Here is a 19,048-nt window from a genome sequence, read left to right as displayed (position 1 = left end):
CTTGGGAGAAACTGCCCAAAAGCAGCGGTCACAATCCCATCCGCTCCTATATTCATAATAGCTTCCATCTCAGGACTTCCAGATAATTTTTCTGGCTGGTAGATGGGAAGACCTGCTTCTTTGGCAGCCTGCTTGACTGGGGTTTCTTGGATCACTTTTTTACGGCCGACAGCGCGGTCTGGCTGGGTCACAACAGCTAGAATCTCATAACGGTCGTCCGATAACAAACCCTTCAAAACTGTCGCTGAAAAGTCGGGTGTCCCCATAAAGATTAGTTTTGTCATTTCTTCTCCTTCTTATAAAAATTGCTGCGGTTCGTGGTCAATGCTGAGACGAAGCTCGCTATTTTCACGTTCTTGAGTCAAGGCCAAGACCTGATTGAGGGTTGGACCCAGCTCATCTTCTAAACGGTATTTAATCAAAATCTGGTAATGATAAAGGTTGTGGGTACGGGCAATGGGTTTTGGCGTTGGTCCAAGGATTTTACTAGTTTCCGATAAACCTGATCGCAAAATTCCCATGACCTCATAGGCACGTTTGACAACCTCTTCTTCTTTCTTGTGAGAGAGGGTAATCCCAATAGTGAAATAATAAGGCGGATAGCCGAGTTGGCGCCTGATACTCATTTCATAGGCATAAAAACCTTCATAATCCTGATCTTTTGCAAAACGAATGGCATAGTGCTCCGGATTGTATGACTGAATCAAGACCTGCCCAGCTTTTTCCGCACGTCCTGCACGGCCTGCCACCTGAGTTAAGAGTTGGAAGGTTCTCTCGGAAGAACGAAAATCAGGTAGATTCAAGGCCGTATCCGCATTGAGCACTCCGACTAGGGTCACATTTGGAAAATCCAAGCCCTTGGCAATCATCTGAGTTCCCAGCAAGATATCCGCTTCGCCTTGACTAAACTGGTCAAGAAGAGCTTGGTGACTGCCTTTCCTACGGGTTGTATCCACATCCATTCGCAGAATACGTGCCTGAGGAAAAAGCTCTGCCAGTTCATCATAGGCTTTCTGAGTCCCCGTCCCATAGTATCGAATACTGCGGCTCTGACAGTTGGGACAGACATGAGGAATTCCCTTAGAAAAGCCACAGTAATGGCAGTTCATGGTCTTGGTATCCATGTGCAAGGTTAGAGAAATGTCACAGTTGGGACAAGTATCCACCGTCCCACACTCCCGACACATAACAAAGCTAGAATAACCCCGACGATTGAGCATGAGGACTACCTGCTCTTTTTTATCCAGGCGATCTTGAATGGCCTCTAGCAAAGGGGGCGTAAAGTTTGATGTCTCATTCTGCCCGATATAGTCACGAAAGTCAATCACTTGAACCTCAGGAATGGTGGCTAAAGGATTGGCCCGTTGGGTTAGTCGCAAGTGTTGATAGACACCTTTTCCAGCACGCGCACGGCTCTCTAAGCTCGGTGTCGCCGAACCAAGGACCAGGGCTGCTTGATTGTACTGGGCCCGTAAGATAGCGACCTCTCTCGCATGATAACGGGGATTGCTGTCTTGCTTGTAGCTAGCTTCATGTTCTTCATCGATAATGATGACACCTAGATTTTTCAAAGGAGCAAAGATAGCTGATCGAGCACCAACAACAACTTGGGCGTCGCCACGCTCAACCTTGCGCCATTCGTCGTACTTCTCACCATTGGATAGGCCTGAGTGTAGAATGGCTACTTTCTCACCAAATCGAGCAATAAAACGCTCCGTCATTTGTGGCGTCAGAGAAATCTCAGGCACCAGCAAAATAGCCGTCTTACCCTTATCCAAGGCTCCTTGGATAATCTGCAAATAAACCTCTGTTTTCCCACTTCCTGTAATCCCTTGAAGAAGGAAAGGAGGTTGCTGACTGCCAATAGCACTGACAACCGCATCGCGAGCTTGTCTTTGCTCTGGGTTCAGCTCCAAAGGTCTACTTGCTTCAATGCCTTCGAAATAAGCAGCTGAACGTTGCACTTCCTTTTGGACTAGGGTTAGAGCTCCTTGTTCCACAAAGAAGTTGACTTGCTCGCGTGAGTAGGATTCTAACAAGCTAGCCAGAGGAGCACTCTCAAGATGAGACAGCAAATAGTCTCTCAGCTCTGCCTTTTTCTTGGCACGCGCAGAGATCTCGATACGTTCTAACTGCTCGACATGGACCTCATACCAAGACTGGGTCTTGACCTTCTTTTGATCGACTGCCTGGTATTCTAAGCGGAGTAGCCCTTTTCTCGTCAAACGCATCATTTCTGCCTGCTTGGCCAAATCTAGAGATGAAAAGGCTAGTGAATCTTCTGAACCAAACAAACGCTCTTTGTCTGCCTGACTTAGGCCTTCTAAAGGATAGATAATCTTATCATAGCTGGAGTTTAAAAATCCTGGAAGCATGGCTTTTAGAATGGAGATTTTGTAAGAAAAGACAGACTTACGTAGCTCCTCAGCCAGCCAGAGTTGCTCCCGAGTCAAGACGGGAGAAAAGTCCAACACTTCTGCAATCTCTTTCAAGTCCTGATCTGCCACTTCTTCATCCAACTGGGACTCCAAGCCTAGCACAATCCCTTGGATCAAACGATTGCCTTTGCCGAAGGGGACATGGACCCGCATACCGACTTCCAGCATCTCTACAAATTCCTCTGGAACCTTATAACTATAGGGCTGGTCCGTTTGCATCAGGGGAACATCCACGATAATCTTTGCGATAGCCATCTTCTCACCTCCTCCTTGTCACTACATTCTTGCAATAGAAAAAATAAGATTGAGTCCCCCCAACCTTAAATTTTTTCACCATCTTCTTTTTCTTTAGCGATTTGCTCTTTGATTTTCTTTTCTTCTTCTTCTTTGCGGCGTTTTTCTTCTTCGATACGGAGACGAACCGCTTCACGTTTTCCTTCTGGATCTGGGTGAATCGTAACATTTCCAGACTCGATTTCTTCTAAAGCACGAAGAGTTGATTTTTCAGACTTAAACTCTTGAGTTGCTGGCGCGCCTGCTTCTAGTTCGTGGGCACGCTTTGCTTCCAAGATTACGAGTGAATATTTTGATGGTACCTTGTCTAGCAAGGTATCGATAGAGGGTTTAAGCATCATTTGTTTGTACCTGTTTTCTAAATTTTATCGAGTAGTTGGAGATTTTGGCAACATTTCCTGATAGTGACCAATAACACGGTCCACACGGAAGTGTTCTGCTTCGATCACACGCTTGACACGTTCAGCAGCGAGGGGCACCTGATCGTTGACAATGGCATAATCATACTCACGCATGAGGGCAATTTCTTCCTTGGCTTTTTCGATTCGTTGGGCAATCACTTCTGCACTATCTGTTCCACGACCTACCAAACGATCTTGCAATTCATCCAAATCTGGTGGCGTTAGAAAGATAAAGACAGCGTCTGGAACCTTTTTCTTAACCTGAAGGGCTCCTTGGACTTCAATCTCAAGAAAGACATCGATTCCCTTGTCCAAAGTTTCATTGACATAGGTTAGAGGAGTTCCATAGTAGTTACCGACATATTCTGCATATTCCAACATCTGACCTTGACGGATCAGTTCTTCAAACTCTTCACGAGTACGGAAGAAATAGTCCACCCCGTCCACTTCACCAGGACGTTGCGCACGCGTCGTCATCGATACAGAGTATTGAAATTGGTTCTCAGAACTCTCAAAAATCTCTCTTCTAACCGTTCCTTTCCCAACTCCTGAAGGACCAGAAAAAACGATTAGCAAGCCTCGGTCTGCCATTATGTCTCCTTTAGTTAGTCTGTGAAATAAAGTAAAATTTCTCTCGGATACTGATGATTGCGTCAGTTATCCTTCTACAGTCTTTCTATCTAGTGTAACAAAAAAGCAGTAATATTTCAACTGCTCTTTCTTATTTATTTAGCATAATCTACTGCACGAAGTTCGCGGATTACGGTTACCTTGATATTTCCTGGGTAATCGAGATTGTTTTCAATTTTCTCACGAACTTTGTGAGCCAAGATTGTGACTTTGTCGTCCTTGATTTGTCCTGGATTAACCATGATACGGATTTCACGTCCTGCTTGAAGAGCAAAGCTATTTTGCACTCCTTCAAAGCCATTGGCGATTTCTTCCAAATCATGGAGACGCTTGATGTAGCTTTCAAGAGATTCACTCCGAGCACCTGGACGCGCTGCACTCAAGGCATCTGCTGCAGCAACAATCACTGCAATGACACTTTCGGCTTCCACATCACCGTGGTGGCTAGCAATCGTATTCACCACAACTGGGTGTTCCTTGTACTTACGAGCCAATTCCGTACCAATCTCAACGTGGCTACCTTCAACCTCGCGGTCAATAGCTTTCCCGATGTCGTGAAGGAATCCAGCACGACGGGCAAGAGCTGCATTTTCACCAAGTTCACTGGCGATGATACCAGATAACTTAGCAACCTCAATCGAATGACGCAAGACATTTTGTCCATAAGAAGTACGGAACTGCAAGCGTCCCATGATTTTCATCAAGTCTGGATGGAGGTTTGGCGCACCAATCTCATAGGCAGCAGCCTCACCGTATTCACGGATTTTATTGTCAATCTCCTGACGGTTTTTCTCCACCAATTCCTCGATACGAGCTGGGTGGATACGGCCATCCTTGAGCAACATTTCCATGGTCATACGTGCAATTTCACGACGAATCGGATCAAATCCTGACAAGGTTACCACTTCTGGCGTATCGTCGATGATGACATCTACCCCTGTCAAACTTTCAAAGGTACGAATATTGCGTCCTTCACGACCGATAATGCGTCCCTTCATGGTATCGTCTGGTAGGTGAACTGTAGAGTTTGTTGACTCTGCTACATACTCACCAGCGATACGTTGCATAGCCTGAACCAAGATATCTTTCGCAATCTTGTCTGAACGTTCCTTGACTTCTTGCTCAGCCTCACGAATGCGGCTAGCAATTTCCTTGGTCAAGTTTTCCTCTGTTTGAGCCAAGATAATATCTCGAGCCTCAGTTTGGGAAAGGGAACCGATACGTTCAAGTTCAGCTTCTTTTTGTCTTTCGACTTCCTCTAATTGCTCTTCACGTGCATCAAGGTTTTTTGCTCTATCAGAAATACTTTGTTCTTTTTGTTCAAGTGTTTTTTCTTTGTTCGTCAAATTGTCGTCCTTACGGTCAAGGCTCGTAGCTCTCTCCGTCAAACGACTTTCAATTTGCTTGAGCTCCTGACGTTCTGACTTAAATTCAGCGTCCACTTCTTCACGGTATTTTCTGGCTTCCTCTTTGGCCTCCAATAGTGCTTCTTTTTTAAGAGACTTGCTTTCGCTCCTGGCTTCATTTAGCAATAAATCCGCTTCGCGCTCAGCTTGTCCTCGTAAATTAGTTGCTTCTTGTTCAGCATTTAGAAGCATCAACTCTGCAGCCTCTTGAGATGATTTCATCTTAGCTGAGATGCTGACATATCCAATGACTAAACCAATGATGACGGCAAAAACAGCAATCGCAAGTGTCATGATTTCCATGTTTTTACCTCATTAAATTTGTTTATCGAATGACATACATTCCTTAATATTCTATCATAAAAAATCGATTTTCACAAACCCAAATTGAAGAGTTTTGTGTGAATTTTAGGAGAAAGTTCTGAAATCGCCAAACAAACTTTCTAACACTTAAAAATGACATTTTTATTAAAACATACAATAAAAAAAAGCCTACCTTTCAGTAGACTTAGTAATGATCTTTGAAGGACAAGAAAGCGACGCCATCTCCATCCATCATATAAATCAAGCGATTTTCTGCATCAATGCGCCGTGACCAAGCTCCTTGGTAGTCATACTTGAGTGGTTCTGGTTTACCAATTCCTGAAAAAGGATCGCGTTGAATATCCTTGATTAGCATGTTGATTCTTTTTAACGTCTTCTTATCTTGGTTTTGCCAATAGCAATAATCTGCCCAGGCATCTTCTGTAAACTTGAGCAGCATTTCTCACTCCTCAATCACACGCACCTGAGTGCGTCCTGCACGGACTTGAGCCATTCCTCGCAAGACCTTATCAGAAAGTTCCTTATTTTGAGCGATTCTTAGGGTTTCCTGAATACTGTCCCATTCACTCTTTGAAAGGACTACAATATCCTCATCTGGATTTTTATTGACCACCGTTAAAGGCTCAAATTCATCGTTTACCTTCTTCATGTAGTCTTTTAAATGATTTCGGAATGTTGAGTATAGAACTGCTTCCATAACCATACCTCGTTTTACCTCTTTTCCACTATTATACACAAAAAGAAAGAAATTGTCAGGAACTTGTACAAGATTTTTCTTTTCTATCTATTTATTCGAAAATCTTCTAAAAAAGCCTACCTTTCAGTAGACTTAGTTTGATTCTATTCTAATCGGCACTCGACCGAAATTCTGCTCTGCAATACTTGGGTATCCTAGTTGGTAAATCTGGTCTGCCTTTTGAGTCATAGCATCCCAAGGTTCTTTGCCAATTCGACTGACTAGATGGACCTGCCCTTTCAGAGACTTGAGGTGTTGTCTGCCTTTTTCGGTAAAGCCAAGAACATGAATGGCTTCTGGCAAGTCGCTTTCTCTGGCCTGCACCAAGATATAGGTCAAGAGGCGTCTGACACGCGCCTTGGTATAACGCTTGGTCGCAACCGCCTCGACCAATTCGTCAACAGTCTGAGCTGTCTTGATGGCATCCTTGATGCGCACAGCCATTTCTTGATTGACCTGATAAATGGTGGTTAGGTCTGGATTTGACAAGATTTGATAGCGAAGCAAGGGAAAATGGTCATCCCAGCTCACCTTACAGGCCTGCTCAAAGAGGGTGACAGAGGGCATAAAGCGTTCTAAGAAATCTTGGTCTGATTGATGCTGGCGGAGGGCTGTCGCCGAGGCAAAGTCCACCTCCTTGTCCACAGAATGATAACCCGCTCCCTGACGTTGAATTGGATGAAGGCTGATGTTTCGCCCTGCTACCGCCTTGGCATAGGCCAGAGCAAGGACATGATTGGGCGTGTTTCCTGAAAAATCAAGACCTGCAAATTCCTTCCACATGGCTTGGGTTTTCTGTGGATAAGAGAGGGTGTCAGGTAAGTTTGCTAGAAAATCCGCCATCTCTTGACCACGTTCTGCATATAAGTCGGCGATTTTTTGATAATCCAGAACTTCTTCTGTCCCAAAAGCCAGGGTATCAATGCCCAACCGATCCAAGATATCTACTGCTCCTTGTCCAAAGAAATCCGCTGCCTGAACACTGACTAAAAAGGGCAATTCCACTACCAAGTCTGCGCCATTTTCCAGTGCCATCTGGGCCCGAGTCCACTTGTCCACGATAGCAGGCTCGCCTCTCTGCATGAAATTTCCAGACATGGCAACAATTTTCAGCCCCTCCGCCTGCTCAAGCAGGTATTTATGCCCATTATGAAAAGGATTGAATTCCGCGATAATACCTGTGATGGTCATGATGCTCTCCTAACTAACCAATTAACCAAACTTCTGTCATCCAGAAACAAATCAAATCCACGGTAAAAACAAAAGCTAAAAGAAATAGCAAACCTGTGATCATGCAAGCAATTTGATTTTTATATCGAAGATAGATTTGATTAAATTTATCAATAAAGAGCTGGTGTTTCCCTAGATATACTGCTCCAACAAGAAGAAATAGCGGAGCCTGACTAATCAAGGTCCAGAGTAAACTGTAAACAATAGACAATAAAAAAATATTTATCTGACCAGAAAGTCCTAATACCGCAATAAAGGTCGGGTCCGTAATTGCAGTAAAAATCATAAAACCACTCGCGGCCAGTAAGCCCTTCCCTCCCAGCAAGTCTTTCTCTTTCTCTTCCTTTATATATAAACGTTTTAAGGCGAAAAAAAGTAAGGTAAAAATAAGCAAGAGGTTAATCCATACCCATACTGTATTGGAAAAGTTGTTGATAGCCCCTTCTACATAGGTCCCTAATTGTGAAAATCCAGCACCTAAAATAGTGGATAAGGTTAAACCCAAGATAGTTGTGCCAGCTAAAACGAGAAATGCGTAGGTATAAATCTGCTTTTTGGTAGCTCCTGCTGCTATCCCTGCTACCAAAAACATCATCCCAACGGGATCAATACCCGCAAGTCCTAGACCAAACACTAGCAATAGATTATTCATTTAGATTTCCACTCCTTGTATCCATCTCCTACTTCTGCGCCACAAAAAACCAACGTCTACTGGTTTCTGTTGGTTCCTTATCCTCAAAGTCCGCATATAGTTTGAAGAACTTGAAACCAGCTTGTTCCAGCAAAATATCATAGGTCAAGACCTCATAGGTCCGCTCCTCATGCACTTCATCGTGACGACTAAAGGAACCGTCAGCCTCCTTGATAAAGAAAGTCAACTCATGCACGATGGAGTGAGGAGCTTCGTCCTCATAGGTGTCCCAAAGCATGGCAAAATCTTCTGCATTTTCATGGTAAGAATAGCCTGGAAAAACCTCATCCGCCTGGTAGGTCGAATGCACGTCAAAGATGAAAACTCCATCTTCGTTGAGGGCATTATAGACTTCCTTAAAGACGTCCCCTACTTCCACCTCATCCTGCATATAGCAGATAGAGTCCGAGTAACACGTAACAAAGTCGTACTTACCTGCCTTGGACAAATCTAGCATATTGCCTTCAATAAAATCAATCTTTTGCTTGGCTGAAGCAGCTCTCTTCTCCGCAATCTTCAGCATATCTGCGCTCAAGTCCAGTCCAGTCACATCAAAACCAGCCTGAGAAAAGCGAACAGACTGGATGCCTGTCCCACAAGCCAATTCCAAGAGTTTCTTTCTCTCTTTAGTCTTAGGCAAATGACGCAGAGAAAAATCCGTCCATTTGTCGTATAAACTATCATCCATCACAGCATCGTAAACAGCCGCAAAGGTTTCATAAGTTGCCATAATTAAGATACAAAGAGCGTTAAAAGCTAAGAGAAAATAGGCATCTTACCGACGTAGCGTCAGATACAAAGGAAGTTCCTCTTTTTCTCACAGCTTTTAGCTCGTGTTCAATTTCAAGATCAACCAAACACGTCGCCCTCACCTTTCCATCAATTTCTTTTAAAATAAGCAAATAAACCCAGTTGACTGCAACTGAGTTCGATTGAAGACAAAGTCTTTTTAAGACTTTCCTTAGGTGATTTCGGACGTCTGCGACCTTCTTCGAAGTTCCAAGACTTAGTTTTGAGCCTAAGGTCTCAAAACTCCCAACTTCTTGAAACATTATCGTTTCAAGAAGCTTTATCACAACGGAAAGTCTCGGTAATTTCTCACTTCTAACTCAGAAAACAAGAATAATCTCTATACATTGTCGAATTTCAAAGCAATTCCCATCCGAAGTTCCAGTCATCTTCTACGCCAGAGTTTCAGATAAATCTACTGAGCTCGCCTCATGCCATAGTTTTTCAAGGTTATAGTGGGCACGCATTTCTTCTGAGAAGATATGCACGACGACACCACCGAGGTCTAGTAGAACCCAACCTCCCGCTGCATCGCCTTCGACATGGCTGCCTTTAACACCAGCTTCTGCTACTTTTTCACGAATGTTATCAGCGATTGCATCCAACTGACGGCTATTCATTGAGCTAGTGATGACAAAGTAGTCCGTCACGCTAGTCAAATCTTGTACATCAAGTGCGAGGATATCCTCCGCACGTTTCTCATCAGCCGCTTTCACGACTAGTTCTAGTAATTCTTTTTCGTTCATTTAATCCTCTTTCAAATAGTGCACATAGGCGTTATAGGTTTCAAGGGTTTGGGGATAGATAGGCAATCCCTCATGAGCCAAATGCTCCACAGTTCGCGCTGTTTCATAGGCCACTGCCTTATTGAGCGATGAACTTGCAATCTCACGCGCCTGGACCACTCCAGGGAAGGCACGATTGTGCTCGATATAGTCGGCTACATAGATAACCTTATCTAGGTCTGTCATCTGACCAGCACCGACTGTATGGATTTCAATAGCTCGCAGGATTTCAGAATCTTGTAAATTCAAATCTTCTTTGATTTTATAAATTCCGACCATGCCATGCCAAACATTATTGCCCCAGTTTTTGAGGTCAGGGTCTAGCTGATAACGGTCAATCAAGTCAAGAAATTCCTGATCTGACAACTTTTTAGCATAGTCATGGAGAAGACCTGCTAGTCCTGCTTTCTCGGCATCGACTCCAAATCTCTCAGCTAGTTCTATGGCTGCACGCTCTACACCCAGACAATGGGTCAAACGTTTTTCAGGCAGAAGCTCTGCCATTTTTTCCAACAAAGCCTCACGGGAGCAGTTGATATAGTCTTGATAGGCCATCAGTAAAGCCCCTCCTTCTCGATGTAGTCTAGCACTGGCTGAGGTAGGAGAAAGTTAGGTTTCCGACCTTGGGCAAGGAAGTCACGTACCATGCTAGACGAGATGTCCATGAGAGGCACATCCACCCAGATGACTGGATAAGAAGTTCCTGCCTTGTAGCGTGGGCGCTGGACTCCCACAAACTGAACCATGTCGACTAGCTCATCAATTCGGTACCACTTAGGCAGATAATCCACCATATCAGCTCCGATAATGAAGTAATAGTCCGTATCTGGATGTTGCTCGGTCAAAATCTTCATGGTGTCGTAGGTGTAGGAAATGCCCTTTCGCTCTAACTCGATTGTTTCAATAGCTAGACCTTGGATCCCCTCAATCGCCAATTCAAGCATCTTGAGACGGTGGTGTTCAGGGATGGTTTCTTTTTTGTCTACATGAGGTGGTTGGTATTCGGGCATAAGCAGGACCTGGTCCAGTCCCAACTGTTGTCGTACTTGGTCCGCCACAACAAGATGTGCATTGTGAACAGGGTTAAAATTCCCCCCTAAAATCCCGACTTGTTTGCGTTTTTTCTCCTTGATTTCTGGCTCCAACTCTACCTTGGTAAAGGGAGTCAATAATTCGATTGCCATAGGCTCGTCTTCCTTTAATTCTCTGTAAAAACAGTTGTTTGGAGTAGATGTTTAGATTTCTTTGACTTTTTTAGAAATCTTGCGATTTTCTTTCTTGCTGGATTGTTTAAACAAGATCAAGATGCGTCCGATTTTTTGGACCGTATCCACACCGATTTCTTCTTCCAAGATTTCAGCTACTTCGTGGATGTTTTCATCTGTGTTTTGCAAGAGAGTGACTTTAATCAATTCACGTGCGTCAAGAGCCTGACGGACGCTGGTTTTGATTTGGTCGTTGAGACCATTTTTTCCAATTTGGATGATGGGTTTGAGGGTGTGTGCCTGACTGTTGAGGAAGGCACGTTGTTTCGATGTTAATGACATAATCTTTCTTCCTTTTTTGATAGTTATTTTAGGTGGTGAGGGACGGTCGGAACTAATTTTTCAAAGATCTCATCTTTGAAAAATGGATTTCCTAACCTCACACTTGAGCCTAGGTCTCAAGTGTGCCCCTTGCCAATCTAACGATTGGCAATCACACCACGGCAATAACTATCTTTTTATGAGCTCACTTTGTTCGCTCAGTGATTTTATTTTAAATAATTGCTTTTCGTGTGACGACGGCGACGCCTTCTGGTGTCCAGACAGCGACTTTGGCGCTGCCTGTTACACGGATCCAGCCGAGTCCTGAGATGACTAGGTCTGTTTTGTCCTTGATAGTAAATACATGCTGGACTAGTTTTGGAAAGTCTTCTTTTTCCTTGCTATTTGGTGGTGTCAGAAGGGTTCCTAGGTGCTTGTCGTAGAAAGCACTAGCACCTTCAAGTTTGGTACGGTGGAGTTTGAGTTCATTGTCAAAGAAGGCTGTAAAACCTTGCTTTTCTCCTGCAATGAAGTCAAAGCGTCCGAGACCACCTAGAAACAGGGTTTGTTCAGGATTGAGCTGATAGGTTTTGGGCTTGATTTCCTTTTTAGGACTGACATACTTGAGGTTTTTAGCCGTCAAGTAGTGGGCCATCTGGTGACGGTGGATAATCCCCGGTGTGTCGTAGATATAAGATCCGTCGTCAAGCGGGATCTCAATCTTGTCCAAGGTTGTCCCTGGGAAGCGCGAAGTCGTAATGACATTCTGGTCACCCGTGATTTCTTGGATAATGGCATTGATAAGGGTTGATTTTCCTACGTTGGTCACACCGACTACATAGACATCACGGCCCTTTCGGTAGTGCTCGATTTTGTCAATGACTTCCTTAATGGCATGCTTGTTTTGGGCTGAAGTTAAGACGACATCAACAGGACGAAGACCTTCCTCGTGGGCACGTTCCATGAGCCATTGGCTAATCTTGCCCGGTTTAACAGACTTGGGCAGGATATCTTTTTTATTTCCAACCAAGAGGACATCATTGCCCGATACAAAGCGTGGCAAGCCTGGGATGACAGAGCCATTAAAGTCAAAGATATCAATGACATTGACTACCAAGGCATCACTATCTCCCACTTCGTGCAAGAGTTTGAGGAAATCATCGTCCGTCAACTGGACATCTGTGATTTCATTGTAGTGGCGGAGACGGAAACAGCGTTGACAATAAACTTCTCCAGTCTCCAACCCTTTTTCGAGTGCTGATTGGGGAGTAAATCCTAGACCAGCCTTGTCTGTCGTCTGAATGGTTGCTCCACAACCAATACAGAGAATTTCTTCCATAGTTAAATTCCTTTTTTATATGTAATCGGTCCGTACTTTTCAGTGATTTTTCGCATAACACGGCGCTCGCGAGCTCGGTTAATCTGCGTTTTGATGGAGTCGTGTTGGACCAAGGGTTTGACTAAGATCGAGCGAATACCTGCACGGTGAGCTGCTCGTATATCCGTCATAAGTTGGTCGCCGACCATGACCACTTCATTTTTCTCATAGTGGAATTCCTTCATGGCACGGTCAATCCCAAATGTGAAGGGTTTAAGAGCCCAATAAACGTAATCAATTCCAAATTGCTCAACTGCGCGTTGAACCCTTTTTTTGGTATTATTTGATACCACGATGATGCGAATACCCGCGTCACGGAGATCATGTAGCCACTGTTTCATCTCTGGCGTCCCATCAGGGTTGTTCCAAGCAATGAGGGTATTGTCCAAATCAACCAAAACAGCCTTGATCCCCTGCGCTTGCAGGCTTGGGACTGTCAGATCATAGACTGCTTCCACAGCAAAATCTGGCATATAGTTTTCAATCGCCATTCTGGCTCCTTTTCTTAACTTTTTTTCGCAATTTTTCTCAAAATCAATGACAAGACCAGCCATAAGACCGCGCTCGCCAAGCTGATGTAGACCCAAGCATAGGGCTCATCTGTTAAAGGTAGGGGAACATTCATCCCGAAAAAGCCCGTCACTACTGCCAAGACTGCTAGTAAAACTGAAATAATGGTCAAGGTTGTCAAGTTATCATTCAGGTTATTATTCAGGATATTGTTGTAAGAGGCTGATAGTTGTTGCAGAACTTGAGAAATCAAATCGGTCATCGAAACCAACTGATGAGCCTCAATCATGGCATCATCAAACTGTTCTCTCTCAACTTCGTTAAATCTGCGATAAAGGGCATGTCCTTGGATATGTTCTAGCAACATGCGATTCTGCTTGGCAGCCGCTGTCAGATAGACCATACCAGTTTCCAAGTCGGAAAGGGCAAAGAGGTTTTTCTTGGTCGTTCGCTGACGCAAGAGGCCATTGACCTCATCCTTACTTTTATCCATCTGCTCGATGACAGGATAGTAGGCATTGCTGATGATTTCCAGACTAGCAAAGAGAAATTTGTAAATAGAAAGCATATCATGACTCTCTAAATAACGTGTCATCTGTTCAATCACATAGGCATTTTTCTTATTGCTAATCGTAATCAAGCGCTGATGTTCTACGATAAAGGTCATGGGAAAGGCTTCATAGTATTCCTTGTCCTTTTTCAAATCCAATACATTGTAGATAAAGGTGACGGTTCCACTTTCGCGGTGGTAGTCCATGTGGGCACGCTCATTTCTATCCAGAGCATACTCGATGGTTTCCTTGTCCAATCCATAGATTTCAGAGAGATCTTCTAGTTTTTTCAATTTTTCCAAATCTAGGTTAATCCAAGTGCATCCATTGCCCAACTGCTTTTCTACAAACATATTTTCTCCTTTACCAAACTCTTTCTATTGTACCACAAATCTACCAAAATAGCAGACCTACTCTGTGCGGGAAAAGTTGCTGACAACAGTGATATTTCGGTTTGGAACAAAGTGAAGGGCTTGATCCTCACTTCGAAGTTGGGTCGTACGGATTCCTACGCTAACGACCTTTCCAGAAACGGTAATCGGTCCATTGGTGAGAACTACTTCATCACCCACATCAAGCTGGCGTTCAAAGAGGATGAAGAAGCCATTAATGACATCGGATAGAAAGCCTTGCGCCCCCATACCAATGGCCACCCCAGCAATCCCCGCACCGGCAAGGAGGCTAGAAACTGGCAAACCTAAAATAGACAGGATGCAATAGAGCAAGAAGAAATAAAGAATGTAGTTAAAGACATTCTCCAGCAAACGAGAAATGGTCTTTTGTCTGCCAGCATCTCGATTGGAAAATTTAAGTGAGGGCTTGACAATCTTTCGTACAGTGGCGTGAAGCATCTTTTTAGCTATATAAAATAGCAAAAACAAAATCAAAAGAGAAATCACCTTGGTCAAGAGATTCTCTAATATGGTTGTTAAATCAAGTTTATCAAAATAACGTTGAAAAAATTCTTGCATACAAAACTCCTTTTTCCTATTATACCATAACTTATCTGAAGACTATTCCCTATAAATATTCAAATTTCATTTGATTATTTAGTCAAATCTTGATTTTATGGCATATTTATACTATAATCAACAAAAGCGTGGGATTTGCTCCTTTCCGCTCTCTATTATCAACTTTTTAGGAAATTCTCATGTCTATCACCCAACGTACGACAAAACTGATCTTGGCGACCTGCCTTGCTTGTTTTCTCGCTTATTTTTTAGATTTATCATCAGCGGTTTCAGCTGGCATTATCGCCCTCTTAAGCCTTTCTGACACGCGCAGAAGTACGCTAAAATTGGCCCGTAACCGCCTCTTTTCCATGCTCCTAGCGCTCGCTATCGGCGTTCTAGCCTTTCAGCTGGCCGGCTTTCACATCTGGAGTCTAGGCCTCTATCTAGCTCTCTACGTGCCTCTTGCTTACAAAATGGGCTGGGAAATCGGCATCACACCTAGCAGTGTCTTGGTCGGTCATCTCTTGGTACAGGAGTCTACTTCTCCAGCTCTCTTGCTCAATGAAGTGCTCCTCTTTCTCATCGGGACAAGCTTTGCTCTGTTGGTCAACCTTTACATGCCCTCTCGGGAAAAGGCCATTCACAGCTATCACCTTCAGGTCGAAGAAAAGTTAAAAGACATCCTGCTTCGCTTTAAATACTATCTGTCAAGAGGAGACGGGCGCAATCAAGCTCAACTCGTTGACGAGTTAGATAGCCTTCTTGAGGAAGCCCTCAAGCTTGTCTATTTGGACCACTCGGACCACCTCTTTCACCAGACGGACTACCACATCCACTACTTTGAGATGAGACAGCGACAAAGTCGCATCCTGCGAAATATGGCCCAGCAGATCAATACCTGTCATCTGGCTGCAAGTGAGAGTTTGATTTTGGCCCAGCTCTTTTCTAAGATCGCTGCCCAGCTAAGCCAGACCAATCCTGCTCATGACCTACTTGATGACATCGAACGCTATCTGCAAGTCTTCCGCAATCGGAGTCTCCCGAAAACACGTGAGGAGTTTGAAACCCGTGCCACCCTCCTGCAGCTACTACGCGAAGCCGAAACCTTTATCCAGGTTAAGGTCGATTTTTATCAGAAATATGGAAACTAGAACGCAAAGAACCTCAGAGGACTTCCTCTGAGGTTCTTGTGTTTTGCATTTAGAAAGGAAACTTGGTTGACCATTCCCCTTAGAATCATCAAGACAGGGATATTTTCTGTAGAACCTGAATCCCTATCACGACTAGCCATATTTAAAATTTCACAGACTCTTTCAGCAGTCTGATTTACTTTCATAACAATCCAAGCTAGAAGACTTTATATTGTCCACCCGCATATCCGCAAGGAATGTAGCCTGCTTGGTATAAAGCATACAAATCATCCCACTCAACTGGAATCATATCGTTGGCTTGATGCACGATTTCGTTAATTTTTTCATTAATCTGTTGTTCCATATTTTCCTCCGGTTTAGATGTATTTTCCCCGTCTCTAGTATCCTTTATCTGTGAATGGTACCGCGTTCTTACTGATAGGTCACCATCATAAAAACGAGGAGCAAGACAAACAAGGCTAGGCTAATCAAGAGGGTTACAATTTTCACCAAGCGGTTGTTCTGCCAGTAGCCTGGTTTTCCGATATTGCTAGTCGCATCCATGGAAAAGAGTTGGCTTTGGCGAGGTTGGATGAGAACCAGGACAATTAAGGCGACGGCTAGGATTATTCCTATAATCATCAAAACTTCCATCAATTTCACCTCAAGATTCCTAATAATGTAAAGATCAGGCTAATAAGGATGAGCAAGCCGAGTAAAATGGAGAAGATTTTACTGATCTTTTCTCCTCGGGTGGGCTTTTCTTTCTTAAGCGCTCCTTGCTTTAACGCTTCCATTCGTCCTTCGACATCCTTGTAAAATAAATCGTTTTTAGTCATGTCCTTCCCCTATTATCCTTTCCATCCTTTCTTTGTAACTGCCCAAGTCCACATAGTTTGCATGGCGGCCTTGATGCCCAAGGGCTTGGCCCATCTTGTCAAGACTGCTGAGAGCTTCTTGAATCTTCGCAATCATGTCTCCAACAGTCTGCACATTAAAGAGGTGTTCTGGAGCTGTGTAAGATCTGTTATGAGCTGTCTGGTCAAAGGCTAGGATGAGCATATTGTGCTCGAAGGCCTGACGGACAGCTTCCAACAACTCGTTTCCGTAATTGATATCTAGATAGAGGTCAGACAGCTGGTATAGTTCTCGAATCTTTTGCGGACTGGCGTTTTGGTAGAGAACGACATTGGGATAGGAAAGTAAGGTCAGCAACTTGGACGACATTTCAGTCACCGCCGCGATTCGGAAGGTCACCATTGGCAAGGACTCAACCAAGGTTTCGATATGCTGGATCTGATCTGAGTTGGTAACAATCAAGGCATCTGCTCGGACGAAGTTTTCTCTTTTGAACTGATAATGATAACCTAGATGGATAAACTTGTCATGATAGGCTGGATTGGTCAAGGCCAAGGCCTTTCCATAGGTAGTCTTGTTTGGTATGAGGATCTGCTTGGCTCTCAAGTCCTCTTGCTCCAGTAGTAACTGCATATTACCAGGAAGACCATCACCTAACGGTTCTTGCCAAACCAAGATGTCCTGTCCACTCTTGTCTGGATAATGGTAAGAGACCAAGAAAGAGTTGGCTAGAGTGTTAAAGAGAAGGTGGCGAGTGTCGATTCCCAAGTCTTGCAAAAAGAAGATCGTAAACTCTACTCGATTTTTAAAATGGCGCAGGGCTTGTCCGGGCAAGGTTAGGAGGATATCGCCTGTCACATGGTTTTCTAGGACCATTTCCTGTCCCTTTGCATCCTGGTACTTGGTCAGGATAGCCTGTCCATCTACACTATAGGTGGTCTTGGCAAAGCAGGCTCCGTATCGGTTATAGTGGTCTGCTTGGTAGATGCTACCGGATAGGTCCTTCCAGTTGACTTGCTTGACCAAACGGGACTGAGGAGCATCCACATAGTGAATCACACCCCTCTCCCGAGAATCCTCTAAGATATGCGCCGACTGATTATTTCCCGCAATCTCCCAAAATTCAGGTACGGCTACTTGGTTGAAATAAAGAGCCTTTCCCGACTCGTAACCTAGATAGTAGGTAAAGGGAGAGAGAATCCCATCTGGGAGAAAGCCATCTGGCTCGATCACAACAGTGGTGTGGGACAGACCAGCAGCTTCTAAACTTTCGTGCAAATCGCGGCTTTCCTGGCCATATCGATCAAATAGTTGAATCATGCAGGACCTCCTCTATCGTCTTCTTCCACTTGTCCCTTACTTTGTCTGTTAAAAATCCTCTAGCTAGGTCATAAGATGCTTTTCTCATATTTGGCAAATGATTTTCTTGATAAAGCTGGCAGATCTTTTCTGCAAAGGCCCTTTTGATCGCCATTTCAACATGGTCGTCTGAACTTGGAATCAAGTAGCCATTTTGACCGTCCTGGATAAAGGTTTGGTTGCCATAAGGCACATCAAAACCAATCAGGGGCAAGCCTGAACCAACTGCCTCCATCAAGGTCAGACCAAACCCTTCGCTGGTTGAAGCCGTCAAATAGACTTCATATTGGGGATAAATCTGAGATAGGTCTGCATGTCCCTTGAGCTGGATATAGTTCTCCGCTTGGTGATCCGTGATGATTTCCCTTAAAAGGGATTCCTCACCCCCACTGCCATAAATATCAAAGGTAAGCTCTGGAAGGACTTGATGCGCCTGGATAACTGCCTTGACGAGCCAGTCGATGTGTTTTTCCTTGGCCAGACGCGAAGCGGTAATGAGAGAAAAGGGTTTGCGTTCGCTAGCAGGCTCCGTCAGCTGATCAATGCTCCCAACTGGAATCGTGACGATTCGTGGACGATGCTGACTGTACTGGGCAAATTGACCTTCGAGAACTTCCTTCTGCCGATCCGTGGATACGATAAAGCAATCGACCTTGTCCGCATTTGTAAACTGATACTCATAGTAGTTGTTCCAGAGGAGATAGTCTGCGTTACTAGCATTTTCACTATAGTGCTCTGCGTGAACGACAACTGCTAGATGGGCCTTTTGTGCTTCTTCAAAAACAGCCTGACCAATCCCAGTTTCCCTGTCCAAGATGACCAAATCAGACTTGCTTAAACTCAAACTTTGCATAAAATAGCGCATAAGGGCTGGCTTTCCGTACAGAATTCGGTCCTTAAATCGATAGACCTCTTCCTGTCCCTCAGTCAACGAGATATCGTAAGCAGTGCTGCCATCTTCATTGAAAAAGCTTCGTTGATAAAGCCTAGCCACTTGGTCTTTGGGCGCGAAATATTCTGTACAGTAACGCGTGTAGGAAAAATAATCCTTGCGAATCA

Annotated in this window: 23 protein-coding genes and 1 pseudogene; 1 reads left to right on the top strand and 23 read right to left on the bottom strand. The window is 44.2% G+C overall.

Annotated features, from left to right (window positions below; all coding sequences use genetic code 11):
• The 18 genes from SORDD24_RS05335 to SORDD24_RS05245 form a co-directional block, all read right to left on the bottom strand.
• Nucleotides 1-284: formyltransferase family protein (locus SORDD24_RS05335; RefSeq protein ID WP_269139591.1), on the bottom strand; the 284-nt coding region annotated here is incomplete at its 3' end.
• A 12-nt stretch (nucleotides 285-296) separates the two neighbouring features.
• Nucleotides 297-2,693, bottom strand: coding sequence for a primosomal protein N' (locus SORDD24_RS05330; protein WP_061408342.1), 2,397 nt, complete (start codon nucleotides 2,691-2,693; stop codon nucleotides 297-299).
• Nucleotides 2,694-2,758: 65 nt separating this feature from the next.
• On the bottom strand, nucleotides 2,759-3,073 hold the full coding sequence (rpoZ, locus tag SORDD24_RS05325; protein ID WP_002874282.1) for a DNA-directed RNA polymerase subunit omega: 315 nt from the start codon (nucleotides 3,071-3,073) through the stop codon (nucleotides 2,759-2,761).
• Nucleotides 3,074-3,097: 24 nt separating this feature from the next.
• A complete protein-coding gene (gene gmk / locus SORDD24_RS05320; protein WP_000775041.1) occupies nucleotides 3,098-3,724 on the bottom strand; it encodes a guanylate kinase in 627 nt (208 codons plus the stop codon).
• Between the two features lie 134 nt (nucleotides 3,725-3,858).
• Nucleotides 3,859-5,472, bottom strand: a complete 1,614-nt coding sequence (locus tag SORDD24_RS05315; RefSeq protein WP_061408340.1) for a ribonuclease Y — start codon at nucleotides 5,470-5,472, stop codon at nucleotides 3,859-3,861.
• Nucleotides 5,473-5,677: 205 nt separating this feature from the next.
• Nucleotides 5,678-5,932 carry a Txe/YoeB family addiction module toxin gene (locus SORDD24_RS05310; protein ID WP_061408337.1) on the bottom strand — a complete coding sequence of 85 codons (255 nt, stop codon included), beginning with the start codon at nucleotides 5,930-5,932 and terminating at the stop codon, nucleotides 5,678-5,680.
• A gap of 3 nt (nucleotides 5,933-5,935) precedes the next feature.
• Nucleotides 5,936-6,190: a type II toxin-antitoxin system Phd/YefM family antitoxin gene (locus tag SORDD24_RS05305; protein WP_196757274.1), complete on the bottom strand. Its 255-nt coding sequence runs from the start codon at nucleotides 6,188-6,190 to the stop codon at nucleotides 5,936-5,938.
• A 132-nt stretch (nucleotides 6,191-6,322) separates the two neighbouring features.
• Entirely contained in the window at nucleotides 6,323-7,420 is a 1,098-nt protein-coding gene (locus SORDD24_RS05300) for a nucleotidyltransferase (RefSeq protein WP_061408331.1), read from the bottom strand.
• A 13-nt stretch (nucleotides 7,421-7,433) separates the two neighbouring features.
• On the bottom strand, nucleotides 7,434-8,093 hold the full coding sequence (locus SORDD24_RS11310) for a hypothetical protein (protein WP_196757273.1): 660 nt from the start codon (nucleotides 8,091-8,093) through the stop codon (nucleotides 7,434-7,436).
• A gap of 46 nt (nucleotides 8,094-8,139) precedes the next feature.
• Entirely contained in the window at nucleotides 8,140-8,880 is a 741-nt protein-coding gene (locus tag SORDD24_RS05290; protein ID WP_061408329.1) for a class I SAM-dependent DNA methyltransferase, read from the bottom strand.
• Nucleotides 8,881-9,331: 451 nt separating this feature from the next.
• Nucleotides 9,332-9,685 carry a ribosome silencing factor gene (gene rsfS / locus SORDD24_RS05280; RefSeq protein ID WP_061408325.1) on the bottom strand — a complete coding sequence of 118 codons (354 nt, stop codon included), beginning with the start codon at nucleotides 9,683-9,685 and terminating at the stop codon, nucleotides 9,332-9,334.
• Nucleotides 9,686-10,279: a bis(5'-nucleosyl)-tetraphosphatase (symmetrical) YqeK gene (yqeK, locus tag SORDD24_RS05275; protein WP_061408322.1), complete on the bottom strand. Its 594-nt coding sequence runs from the start codon at nucleotides 10,277-10,279 to the stop codon at nucleotides 9,686-9,688.
• On the bottom strand, nucleotides 10,279-10,908 hold the full coding sequence (locus tag SORDD24_RS05270) for a nicotinate-nucleotide adenylyltransferase (RefSeq protein ID WP_061408319.1): 630 nt from the start codon (nucleotides 10,906-10,908) through the stop codon (nucleotides 10,279-10,281). Before SORDD24_RS05270 ends, yqeK begins: the two co-directional genes overlap by 1 nt.
• Before the next feature lie 51 nt (nucleotides 10,909-10,959).
• Nucleotides 10,960-11,271, bottom strand: a complete 312-nt coding sequence (gene yhbY, locus SORDD24_RS05265) for a ribosome assembly RNA-binding protein YhbY (protein WP_000060169.1) — start codon at nucleotides 11,269-11,271, stop codon at nucleotides 10,960-10,962.
• 211 nt (nucleotides 11,272-11,482) lie between these two features.
• Nucleotides 11,483-12,589 (bottom strand): ribosome biogenesis GTPase YqeH, encoded by a 1,107-nt coding sequence (gene yqeH / locus SORDD24_RS05260; protein WP_061408314.1) that lies wholly within the window; start codon nucleotides 12,587-12,589, stop codon nucleotides 11,483-11,485.
• A 2-nt stretch (nucleotides 12,590-12,591) separates the two neighbouring features.
• A complete protein-coding gene (locus tag SORDD24_RS05255) occupies nucleotides 12,592-13,119 on the bottom strand; it encodes a YqeG family HAD IIIA-type phosphatase (RefSeq protein ID WP_061408311.1) in 528 nt (175 codons plus the stop codon).
• A gap of 14 nt (nucleotides 13,120-13,133) precedes the next feature.
• Entirely contained in the window at nucleotides 13,134-14,042 is a 909-nt protein-coding gene (locus tag SORDD24_RS05250) for a magnesium transporter CorA family protein (RefSeq protein ID WP_061408307.1), read from the bottom strand.
• 57 nt (nucleotides 14,043-14,099) lie between these two features.
• Entirely contained in the window at nucleotides 14,100-14,660 is a 561-nt protein-coding gene (locus SORDD24_RS05245; protein ID WP_061408304.1) for a mechanosensitive ion channel family protein, read from the bottom strand.
• Between the two features lie 179 nt (nucleotides 14,661-14,839).
• Here SORDD24_RS05245 and SORDD24_RS05240 point away from each other — a divergent pair, with 179 nt between their 5' ends.
• The gene (locus tag SORDD24_RS05240; protein WP_061408301.1) at nucleotides 14,840-15,793 is read left to right on the top strand and encodes an aromatic acid exporter family protein; all 954 of its coding nucleotides are present in this window, start codon (nucleotides 14,840-14,842) and stop codon (nucleotides 15,791-15,793) included.
• Between the two features lie 247 nt (nucleotides 15,794-16,040).
• Here the strand turns inward: SORDD24_RS05240 and SORDD24_RS11305 are convergent.
• From SORDD24_RS11305 to gtfA, 5 genes and pseudogenes are all read right to left on the bottom strand, one after another.
• A pseudogene (locus SORDD24_RS11305) lies at nucleotides 16,041-16,136 on the bottom strand (TIGR01741 family protein); the annotation flags it as partial.
• 68 nt (nucleotides 16,137-16,204) lie between these two features.
• The gene (gene asp5, locus SORDD24_RS05235; protein WP_081103514.1) at nucleotides 16,205-16,426 is read right to left on the bottom strand and encodes an accessory Sec system protein Asp5; all 222 of its coding nucleotides are present in this window, start codon (nucleotides 16,424-16,426) and stop codon (nucleotides 16,205-16,207) included.
• A 5-nt stretch (nucleotides 16,427-16,431) separates the two neighbouring features.
• On the bottom strand, nucleotides 16,432-16,611 hold the full coding sequence (gene asp4 / locus SORDD24_RS05230) for an accessory Sec system protein Asp4 (RefSeq protein WP_061408298.1): 180 nt from the start codon (nucleotides 16,609-16,611) through the stop codon (nucleotides 16,432-16,434).
• Nucleotides 16,604-17,950: an accessory Sec system glycosylation chaperone GtfB gene (gene gtfB, locus SORDD24_RS05225; RefSeq protein WP_061408295.1), complete on the bottom strand. Its 1,347-nt coding sequence runs from the start codon at nucleotides 17,948-17,950 to the stop codon at nucleotides 16,604-16,606. The genes asp4 and gtfB overlap by 8 nt, the downstream gene beginning before the upstream one ends.
• On the bottom strand, nucleotides 17,934-19,048 hold a 1,115-nt coding region (gtfA, locus tag SORDD24_RS05220), incomplete at its 5' end, for an accessory Sec system glycosyltransferase GtfA (RefSeq protein WP_231082682.1). The genes gtfB and gtfA, both read right to left, overlap by 17 nt.

It is taken from the genome of Streptococcus oralis (assembly GCF_001579175.1).
In the GTDB taxonomy this organism is placed as follows: Bacteria; Bacillota; Bacilli; order Lactobacillales; family Streptococcaceae; genus Streptococcus; species Streptococcus oralis_O.
This window is presented reverse-complemented; position numbering and strand designations above follow the sequence as displayed.